Here is a 9,680-nt window from a genome sequence, read left to right on the forward strand (position 1 = left end):
TTAGTTCGTTATTATGCAATTGTTATGTTCCAGCCATTGAGTATGCGCCCAAAATCACTAAGATTGAATAAAGAAGGATATAAATAGAGAACTTCGTTTAGAGAAAGAGAAAAATATAAATCTACTATTGCATATTGTATACGATTTTGGGGGATTGGATCATGCGAAAACTAAAAAGATGGAAGAAATTCATACTGTTTTTTGTTGTGTTGCTCGTGTTTTTGTTCGTTAACAATTCATCCCTGTTCACCAAAGACCGTGACGGCGAGCCGCTTCTGCTGGCGCATCGAGGGCTTGGGCAGACCTTTACGATGGAAGGCATTGAAGCCGACACGTGTACCGCCTCCCGCATCTATGTGCCGGAGCACGCTTACCTGGAGAACACCATTCCGTCCATGAGAGCCGCCTTCGAGGCAGGTGCCGATATCGTGGAGCTGGATATCAAACCGACCAAGGACGGCCAGTTCGCCGTGTTCCATGACTGGACGCTGGAATGCCGCACCAACGTGGAGGGCTCGGTCAAGGATTATACCATGGACGAGCTGAAAAACATAGACATCGGATACGGCTACACGGCCGACCAGGGAGCGACTTATCCTTTTCGGGGAAAGGGAGTCGGGCTGATTCCGTCGTTAGGCGAGGTGTTGGAGGCGTTCCCGGACGGCGCGTTTCTGATCCATATCAAAAGCACGGACCCTGAAGAAGGAAAACAACTGGCCGATTATCTGTCCGGTCTGCCGGTGAAGCGTCTCAGCCAGCTGACCGTTTACGGGGATGACCAGCCGATCCGCACGTTAAAATCGCAGCTCCCCTCGCTGCGCGTCATGTCCATGGATACGCTCAAAAGCTGTCTCGTATCCTACGCCGGGGCCGGCTGGAGCGGCTACCTTCCATCGGTTTGCCGCAACACCCAGCTCCATATACCAGAGAAGTATGCCCGTTACTTATGGGGATGGCCGGATAAATTCCTAAACCGGATGGACAGCATCAATACGCGGGTCATCCTCGTGGCCGGGGACGGCGGCTGGTCGGAAGGCTTTGACTCCGTAGCGGATTTGGAAAGGCTGCCGGACGACTACAGCGGCGGGATTTGGACGAACCGGGTCGACGTTATCGCCCCGGAGCTGACCATAAAGAAGACGGAATAAGTCGAAGCATCGCGTTCGTTTCAATTCATGAATATAGGCGGGTCGAAAGGCCGCATAAACCGGAAGATTCGCCCTCTAAAAAGCCCCCTCTCGCTTGCGGGGCTTTTTTTTATTTTCATAGGGTCAAAGGGCAAAGTTTTTAGGGTGTTTTTACCGATGACTATTAATAGGGTCTTTTATCCTAAATTCATGCTGTATTCATTGAAATATATAGGAGTTGATATTTTGGCCAGGGAAACAGAAAAAAAGGGAATGGCCTGGTTTAAGAATGCCCGCTCAAACCAGAACCAACCCGAGAAGAACAGTGCCGAACACCAGGAAATTGCCGTAACCGTCGAAGAAGAGCCGGCATATTCCGCGGAGCCTGAACTGCCCGCCGCGGAGAGCAGCAAGCATCTTTTCTCCAAGGACAACCAGGACAAAATCGGCCTCGACGTCATCGTTTCGATCGAGAACATGCTGAAGGAGCGGCAATTGCTGTCTTATAAGAACAAGGGCCTGGAGGATCAGCTATTTACCGCCAACGAAACGATCAACCGGTATAAGCATGAGCAGATCAAGCGCGATCAGTTGGTCCAGGAGAAGAACAAGGAAATCCGCGAGCTCGAGAACGTGCTGACCAACAAACAGATGAGTTACGACCAGCTGTTGGAGGATTACAAGGAATACCAGCTGACATCGAACCTGGCGTACGAGAAGCTCTCCAACCAGCTGGAGACCGAAACCGCCAAGTACAACAAGCTCTACGAAGAGTCTAACAACACCCAATATCAGAGCATGCTCAAGATCAACGCGCTTGAAGAGAAGGTGCGCGAGTTGGAGATTGCAAACCAGAAGTATGCGGAGCAGTACCAGAACATTCTGGACGATAAAGCCAAATTGATGCAGACCATCAATGATTTTACCGAGAAGATGTCCTTCTCCTTCTCGCCAAAAACATCGGCTCCCAACACACCATCGGATTAAGCATAATCACTGCATGAACATCTAGAGAAAGGAGGGCCGTCATGTCTGACTCCTATGGAAAAGTCATTGAGCTGCTGGCGATCGAGACGGATACCGAGGCTTTCGCTCTTCGAATCAAGCTATCCTTCTCGGAATCGGCGGAGCTGTTGTGGTTAACCGATCATGAAACCATAGCGAATATAGCGACCGTGTCGGAATTTAACGGGGTTCACAAATACCGATTATCTTTACATACAACATGGGATGCCATCCAACAGCAATACATAGGCTCCATTACGCGTACATATCGTGACCACGGCGAGCGATTTTCATTTGCTTGCTCCGTTCACTTCAGGAACGAATTAGAGGCGATCAAGACTATCCGGCATTTGGACGATGTATCTACCCTGTCCTTCCTGTCTGCGCCCCTATCCGAACCGGGTCAGGCCGAAGAGGTGCAGACCGATGGAAATCGAAACACCACGCGCTCTGCAAGGAAGCCGCATCGTCTTCCGCTTAAGCTGGCAAGCGCAACCTTGATGAGCTTGATTTTTGTGGTATTACTAAGTTCATTTAATTACTCGTATCCGAGTGACATCCGGCATGAAGCTGCTATAACCGCCGCAGCGGAGGTCGAAACGGTCATCCAATTGCTTGCCGAGAACCGGAATGCGATGATTGCCAAACCTGTAGCCGCTTCCGTGGAGAAGGAAGCGGATAGCAAACCGAGGAAGGAGATCAAGACCTCGGCTGCAGTTCCACAGCTGGAGCTTAAGGATTTCATCTCCTACAGCATCCCCAAAGGGTATGTCGCCCTTACGTTCGATGACGGGCCATCCAAGCACTCCATGGATATCATGAACGTCTTGAAGAAACACGAGGTTGGCGGGACGTTCTTCTTTGTCGGCACCAATGTGAAAAAACACCCGGACTACGTCAAGGCCATCCATGCCAACGGGTACTCCGTCGGCAGCCATTCGATGACCCATAGCCAGATGCCAAACCTTACTTATGAAGAACAAAAGGCGGAACTGACCCGCGCAGCCGATCTCATTGAGCATATTACCGATGAGAAGCTGGTGCTCTTCCGTCCGCCTTACGGTGCCTTTGATGACCGGACCGAGGCGTTAAGCCGCCAGCAAGGCAATAAAGTGGTGCTCTGGAACCGGGATCCCGAGGATTGGCTGACTCGCGACGAGGATAAAATCCTGGATTATGTCCAGCACATCGAAGCTTCCGGCTCCATTATTCTCCTGCATGAATCCCAGGCGGTCGTGGATGCGTTACCGAAGATCATTAAGAGCCTGCAGGATCAAGGACTAACCATCGTCAGTCTGCAATAATCGCTATACGCTTATGCAAGAAAGGCTGTACCTTTGATGATTTGGAGCTTCCAACATCAGGTACAGCCTTTTTTAGTGAAGTATACCCGTTCCTACAGCCGGGGGCTATGTTCACCGCCGCCCAGTCTTCCTTGAAGGCTTTAACCTGTTGAATATCGAAATAGTATGGTCGAGGTGAACCTATGACAAACCGGATTTCAACGCGCAAGAAAGCCATTCTTGCGATCATCGTCGTTCTTGCCCTTGCCGGCATCGTCCTCATAGCCTGCTGGATCAACAAGAACAAGGAGAATCCTGACGTGACCGCAGCGTTCATTGAAGAGCATATGACAAACGATAACGGTACCATTGCCACCTATCTTAAACCCGCTGCTTCCGTGAATCCGGACATCGTTGCCGGCCGGGAAGCGTTATCCGAGTCGCTCGGGCTTTGGATGCGGACTGCCGTGATATCCGGCAATCGAGCCCGGTTCGACGACAGCGTCCAGCTTCTTACCACCTATTTTCTTAATCAGGAGCAAGAGCCCTATATCCAATGGAAGCTCAGGCCGGACGGTCAATCCGAGGTCACAACCAATGCGCTGGGCGATGATCTGCGAATCCTCGATGCCCTGCTGAAGGCGTTCAATCGCTGGGGCGAGGAAGAATACCTTCAATTGGCAAAAAGGATCGGGTCTGCACTCCTTGCGATTCAAACCGAAGGTTACCTCGTCGATTATCATGATTTTGCACGGGATGAATCCGCCGCCGCGTTAAGCCTGGTCTACGTTGACTTATCGGCACTGCGCGAAATGCATGATAACGGAATCCTACCCTCCCAGGATTATGAACGATATCAAAACCTGCTCGCTCATATGCCTTCGGACGGCGTTTTCTATCCCAAAACCTATCACATCGGCTCCGGCCAATATGAGTACGACGCATCGGTCAATCTGATCGACCAATTGATCGTTGGCGTCCATCTCGCCGAGATGAATCATCCGCCGACAGATCTTATAGCGTTCCTGAAGGGAGAATTCCGCCAGCATCAGCGGCTGGCAGGCCGCTACACCCGTGAAAGCCGCAAACCGGACGCGGATTACGAGTCGCCTGCCGTTTACGGTCTGGCCATCATTCTGGCGCTGCAAACCAATGACCTCCCATGGGCGCAGCAGCTGCATGAACGCATGCTCCAATTCCGGGATCAGGATCCCGCTTATCCGGGAGGATACGTGTTTGACGGGAATACGCATGCTTTTGATAACCTGTTTCCCTTGCTGGCCGAGACGCTGTTCGAGCAGTCCAAATGATGATCCTGCCATCTTCTTTGGCATGACTACAAGCTTTCGATCAGCATGTACACACCGGTAAAGATCAAAATGATATAGGTAAAGATCTGAAACACGCGCTGGTTGATGACGTTGAATAAACGTTGTCCGATAAACAGCCCGATGAATACCAGCGGCAGCGCGATTCCGCTCGATACCCAGACCGTCTTGGACGTTCCCGCCACGATCACCTGAATGATCAAACTCAGGGAGTAGATGAACAAATAGAAGGCCAGGGTCGTCCCTCTCAGTTTGGCCTTTTGCGTATCGGTGCCCGAAAAATATAACAGCAGGGGCGGACCCGGCATGCCGATGCTCGTCGTTAGAGAGCCTGAGAGTCCTCCCACAGCCAAGTCCCTGCCGCGGCTTTGGTTTATTCTAAACTTCAGCATCAGCATGACGGTCAGGGCCAATATGATCAGACTGACGCCCAGCTTCAGATAGCCGATATCGATGAGCGAAAAAATAACGATGCCCAGAGGGAGACCTGCCGCGCTTCCGATCACCAATCGTTTAAGGATGCCGTAGTCGATGTCCTTGCGGATTTTGGCAATCAGGGCAGCCGATATGACAAGCGATAGAATCAGATTAATCTGAATGGCCTCGGCGGGCCGGAACAACAACAGCAGAAACGGCGTAGCCAGGATGGAGAACCCAAAACCGGTACTGGTCTGGAGAATCGACGCCACGAATATGATAACCGCAAATAGTATGATATCCACGCTGCACCTGCTTTCTTCACCTATTCGGGGAGCTCCTATACGAAGCAAGCCCATCCTGTCATTGTACCATAAGGCCATCACAAGACTGCTCTTTGTTGCCGCAATAGGCTGCAAAAACCCTGGTTAGACGAGAAAAACCCTCCTTGATGGAGGGTTTTTGCTGCTGCTATTCATGATGGAACCGTGCTAACACATCTTAACTCTTTTTAACGAATTCCGATTTCAATTTCATGGCCCCGAATCCTTCGATCTTGCAATCGATATCGTGGTCGCCGTCGACCAAACGTATATTTTTCACTTTCGTGCCTATTTTTAATACGGATGAGCTGCCTTTTACTTTAAGATCTTTGATTACCGTTACGGAATCGCCGTCGGCCAATACATTTCCGTTCGCGTCTTTAATGACCCTCGCATCTTCCTCATGCTCCGCTTGGGACCCCGGGGTCCATTCATGAGCGCATTCGGGGCAAATCAAGAGGTTCCCATCCTCATACGTATATTCTGAATTACATTTCGGGCAATTCGGCAAAGTAGACATCGTTTCGTTTCTCCATTCGTTTTACAATAACTATACCCTATATTCGAAACAGATGTCCGCTATATACTTCCGCCCCTGAGAGATTAAGCCTTACCCCGTAATGATCGACTTGGCCTTCTCCAGCGCGGAGATGACCTTATCGCACCACGCATCAAACTCTGCGTCCTCCCGCTGATGTTCCGGGTGGGCTAAAATATAGTCCACGGTCTGCTTGATCCCTTGATCGGCACGGATGGTTGCCACGAATTCAGGGACCAGCCGCTTCAGCTTGCTGTTATCGAACACCACCGTATTCGCTTTGTCTCCCAGTAACGACCCGCGGAAATCCTGCGTGCTGGTAGCATCCAGGAACTCGGAAGAGACATGCACCGCATTCAGCTGTACGCCAAGGGCATCCGCAATGATTTCATAAATTTGATTCCAGGTAAGCGACTCGTCAGAGGTAATATGCACCGACTCCCCGATGGCATGGATATTGCCCATCAGGCCGATGAAGCCTTTAGCAAAATCGCGGTTATGCGTCAGGGTCCACAGCGACGTCCCGTCTCCATGAATAAGGACCGGTTTATTCTCCAGCATGCGTTTTACGACCTGCCAGCTTCCCTGGCTGCCGTGCACGCCGAGCGGAATGGACCGCTCATCGTACGTATGGCTTGGCCTTACAATAGTCACCGGGAAGCCATGCTCCCGATACTGCTTCATCAGATAATCCTCACAGGCTATTTTGTTTCGGGAATACGCCCAGTATGGATTGGATAAAGGCGTCCCTTCCGTAATGCGATAATCGGATAGGGGCGTTTGATAGGCTGAGGCCGAGCTGATAAAGATGAACTGTTTGGTTTTTCCTGCAAACAGGCGGTAATCCCTTTCCAGATGGGCGGGCTCGAATGCAATAAAGTCGGCCACAACATCAAAATCGAGATGCTCAATCAGTTTCGCTACTTGGTCTTCGTCATGAATATCGGCTTGCAAAATATGTGCGCCCTCGGGCAACGTGTCGTTTCGGTTCCCTCGATTGAGCAAGTATAACTCGCAGCCTTGTTCAAGCAGCTGCTTTGTAATCGCCGTGCTGATCGTTCCGGTTCCTCCAATAAACAACGCTTTCATAAACTGCACCTCCGGTAGCAATAATGAGAAGACTGACTGCAACTTGACCTTCTATCCTTTACCATAGCATGGGCACGGGTGCATTACAATTTCCAAAAAGGGTTGACCCGCACAAGACTTTGAGCAGAGTGTGGGGCAGGAAGCATTATAGAGATCGTGCGTGAACCGGCATGAGGCTAAGGTGCTGTTGTAACGCGCAGAAAGACTCCCGTCTGCTTGCGGCAGGCGGGAGTCTTTTCGTTCTAATAATGTCGCATGCTTAGGTTATTTCACCCACTTATGCAGCAGAGGCCCTTCCTCTCCAAAGACAGGATCCGTATCCGGAACAGGCACGCTTTGGATTTCGTTGATCGCCTGGGCCCGATCCGTCGGATTCCGCTCCCTCATGTTCGGCGTATTCCCTTCGGGATAGGCACCAATCACTTCGAAGTCGGGCGTACTGGTAAGCTTCATATGTGCAGTACCCGCCGGCAAGACGATCACGTCACCGGTAGCAAGCTCCAGCCGCTCCCCTGCATCCCCGCCCACAAGGACGGTCGCGCTTCCGGACCGCACGCCAAGGACTTCGTGCGTATTGCTGTGATAATGATGGTAATCGTATACGCCGCCTGACCAGCTGCCGCTCCAGTGATGCCGGTTAAAGGCTGCCTCCAACCCGCTCGGGTCATCCGCGAATACCCCATTGTACACAATGACGGGCAGGTCGGGATTGTTGGGAACCTCTCCATCGTCATTCACGAAAAATGATCTGACATGTACTTCCACGGTCATCCGCTCCTTTCGATTCATTGTTCACTCGTGTACCAGTACCCGGGCCGAGCGTGTCTCAAACAATCTTCTTGCAAGAAAAACGATATTCTTGATATGTCATCACACCCGCTGCTCTAACGCCTGTTTCAACCGATTCAGCTGCCGAACATGATGACGATAATGCATCTCAATGAGCAAAAACCACTCTTTGGCATGCAATCCTCCGAACCTCGGATGGGGGACGGTATGCTGCAAGGATGCCTCACCAAGCTTCGGTTCGGTTTCTTTCACCCGATGGAGAACCGCGTTCAAGCCTTGAATCAGCTGCTCCTTGTCTGCGGGCTGTTCCGGGGTATACTGCGGAGACGGCGGAACCTGAATGCGGATGGGCGGGAAACTGCCCTGTTCGAATATCGCCGCTCCCACTTCCGTTTTTCCGGCCGGGGAAGCTGCCGCATCTCCATTCATGTTCAAGCACTGGTCGATGTTCCGCAGATGCATGTACAGTGCGGATTGAATCAAGTGCTGGTACATTTGCCCGATCGACCACTCGTCCTCCGCTGGCCTATATCTTAATTGCTCCTCGCTGAATCCATCCAGCTCCTGCACATATACCTTTACCGTCTCTTCCAAGCGCTGCAATGCTTCCTTTGTATTCATATCAACAACCCCTTCATCGTCTTTGTACCGAATATACAAAAACGCTACTGACAACGTCATGTCAGTAGCGTCTAAACATCTTCTCCGCTTCGTCACGGATTCGGTCTCGGAAGGATTGCGGTTCAAGCACAACGACATCCGATCCCCAGCCGAGCACCCAATGCAGGATCTCCTCCGGACGGCGGACGCGAAAGCTCACAAGCAGTCCTTCCTCGCACTCCTCTAAAGTCTCCATATAATAGTTGCCGGCTTCCTTCACTCGATCCGCGATGCCATGACTTGCCAGAACCCGTACCAGCAAATTGCGGTCATCCCGTGGCCGATAATTCTCCAAATGAAAATCCGGCGGCATCTCAAAGCGCTCCTCAAGGATCGTCAGGTCCTTCATGCGGGACAACCGAAAATGACGAATGCCTTGCCGGAGGTCGCACCAGGCAATCAATGTCCATGAGCCTTGAAGAAAGGCCAGGCCATAAGGGGCCGCCGAGCGAAAGCTCTTTCGGTTGCCTTTGGAATCCGGCATGTTCTTCACGTAATGGAATTCTATCTTCCGTTCCTCAAGTATGGCCCTACGAACCAATTCCAGATAATCCCTCTCTTCTCCTAAAGCTGCCTTGCTGCCGGGAGCAAGGAGCCGCATGGTCTTTCGAACCCGGGCAGCGTCTGCGCGGACACGGTCCGGCAGAATGGACTCTATCTTCTTGCGGGAAGCCCTAGCCTTCTCGCCATAGTCTGCGTCAAAGCGCTGCTCGACGAAATCCGTTCCTATGAGCAGCGCCACGGCTTCCTCTGCCGTGAACATGATGGGCGGCAGAAAGTACCCCTCCATTAACGAGTATCCTTGCCCGGGGGCTCCGATCACGGGTACGCCTGCTTCGCTAAGAGCCTGAATATCCCGGTAGATGGTCCGGACGCTCGTTTCGAATAGGGATGCCAAATCTTCGGCCCGCATAACCTTGCGCTGCTGCAGCTCAAGCAGGATGGCCAGTAATCGATCGGTCTTGTTCATTCTATGTTTACCTCCGAAAGGACTTAAACCTCTCCCCAGTACACCTTCGTCTCGTAGTCAAAAAACACGCAGCCATCCTGCTCATTCCGCTCATAGATGGTTTGGAGCTCCTTCATCATCGGCTCGTAGTTCGGATGCCCGGGCAGGGGAG

General features: G+C 51.7%; 10 protein-coding genes. 4 read left to right on the forward strand and 6 right to left on the reverse strand.

What is annotated here, in order from left to right; genetic code table 11:
* The first annotated feature begins 161 nt into the window (after positions 1 to 161).
* The 4 genes from RB297_RS23745 (at position 162) to RB297_RS23760 (ending at position 4,725) form a co-directional block, all read left to right on the forward strand.
* Complete coding sequence (locus RB297_RS23745) at positions 162 to 1,148, forward strand: glycerophosphodiester phosphodiesterase family protein (protein ID WP_375121607.1); 987 nt, start codon at positions 162 to 164, stop codon at positions 1,146 to 1,148.
* Between the two features lie 225 nt (positions 1,149 to 1,373).
* A complete protein-coding gene (locus tag RB297_RS23750; RefSeq protein ID WP_375121608.1) occupies positions 1,374 to 2,114 on the forward strand; it encodes a hypothetical protein in 741 nt (246 codons plus the stop codon).
* Positions 2,115 to 2,155: 41 nt separating this feature from the next.
* The gene (locus RB297_RS23755) at positions 2,156 to 3,436 is read left to right on the forward strand and encodes a polysaccharide deacetylase family protein (RefSeq protein ID WP_375121609.1); all 1,281 of its coding nucleotides are present in this window, start codon (positions 2,156 to 2,158) and stop codon (positions 3,434 to 3,436) included.
* A 182-nt stretch (positions 3,437 to 3,618) separates the two neighbouring features.
* Positions 3,619 to 4,725 (forward strand): glycosyl hydrolase family 8, encoded by a 1,107-nt coding sequence (locus RB297_RS23760; RefSeq protein ID WP_375121610.1) that lies wholly within the window; start codon positions 3,619 to 3,621, stop codon positions 4,723 to 4,725.
* 26 nt (positions 4,726 to 4,751) lie between these two features.
* Here RB297_RS23760 and RB297_RS23765 read toward each other — a convergent pair whose 3' ends face one another.
* From RB297_RS23765 to RB297_RS23790, 6 genes are all read right to left on the reverse strand, one after another.
* Complete coding sequence (locus tag RB297_RS23765) at positions 4,752 to 5,465, reverse strand: sulfite exporter TauE/SafE family protein (RefSeq protein WP_096775652.1); 714 nt, start codon at positions 5,463 to 5,465, stop codon at positions 4,752 to 4,754.
* A 196-nt stretch (positions 5,466 to 5,661) separates the two neighbouring features.
* Positions 5,662 to 6,003 carry a zinc ribbon domain-containing protein YjdM gene (locus tag RB297_RS23770; RefSeq protein WP_096775651.1) on the reverse strand — a complete coding sequence of 114 codons (342 nt, stop codon included), beginning with the start codon at positions 6,001 to 6,003 and terminating at the stop codon, positions 5,662 to 5,664.
* 90 nt (positions 6,004 to 6,093) lie between these two features.
* Positions 6,094 to 7,110 carry an SDR family oxidoreductase gene (locus RB297_RS23775; RefSeq protein ID WP_096775650.1) on the reverse strand — a complete coding sequence of 339 codons (1,017 nt, stop codon included), beginning with the start codon at positions 7,108 to 7,110 and terminating at the stop codon, positions 6,094 to 6,096.
* 264 nt (positions 7,111 to 7,374) lie between these two features.
* Positions 7,375 to 7,875 carry a cupin domain-containing protein gene (locus RB297_RS23780; protein ID WP_090909659.1) on the reverse strand — a complete coding sequence of 167 codons (501 nt, stop codon included), beginning with the start codon at positions 7,873 to 7,875 and terminating at the stop codon, positions 7,375 to 7,377.
* Positions 7,876 to 7,980: 105 nt separating this feature from the next.
* Positions 7,981 to 8,520, reverse strand: coding sequence for a DinB family protein (locus RB297_RS23785; RefSeq protein ID WP_192570225.1), 540 nt, complete (start codon positions 8,518 to 8,520; stop codon positions 7,981 to 7,983).
* A 61-nt stretch (positions 8,521 to 8,581) separates the two neighbouring features.
* Complete coding sequence (locus RB297_RS23790; protein WP_375121611.1) at positions 8,582 to 9,529, reverse strand: helix-turn-helix transcriptional regulator; 948 nt, start codon at positions 9,527 to 9,529, stop codon at positions 8,582 to 8,584.
* Positions 9,530 to 9,680: the final 151 nt, after the last annotated feature.

The organism is Paenibacillus sp. CR_12 (assembly GCF_041953985.1).
Classification (GTDB): Bacteria; Bacillota; Bacilli; order Paenibacillales; family Paenibacillaceae; genus Paenibacillus_AQ; species Paenibacillus_AQ lautus_A.

Coding starts and splice junctions, on each gene's coding strand:
- RB297_RS23745 (WP_375121607.1), top strand. CDS start 162: ATGCGAAAACTAAAAAGATGGAAGAAATTCATACTGTTTTTTGTTGTG.
- RB297_RS23755 (WP_375121609.1), top strand. CDS start 2,156: ATGTCTGACTCCTATGGAAAAGTCATTGAGCTGCTGGCGATCGAGACG.
- RB297_RS23760 (WP_375121610.1), top strand. CDS start 3,619: ATGACAAACCGGATTTCAACGCGCAAGAAAGCCATTCTTGCGATCATC.
- RB297_RS23770 (WP_096775651.1), bottom strand. CDS start 6,003: ATGTCTACTTTGCCGAATTGCCCGAAATGTAATTCAGAATATACGTAT.
- RB297_RS23775 (WP_096775650.1), bottom strand. CDS start 7,110: ATGAAAGCGTTGTTTATTGGAGGAACCGGAACGATCAGCACGGCGATT.
- RB297_RS23785 (WP_192570225.1), bottom strand. CDS start 8,520: ATGAATACAAAGGAAGCATTGCAGCGCTTGGAAGAGACGGTAAAGGTA.
- RB297_RS23790 (WP_375121611.1), bottom strand. CDS start 9,529: ATGAACAAGACCGATCGATTACTGGCCATCCTGCTTGAGCTGCAGCAG.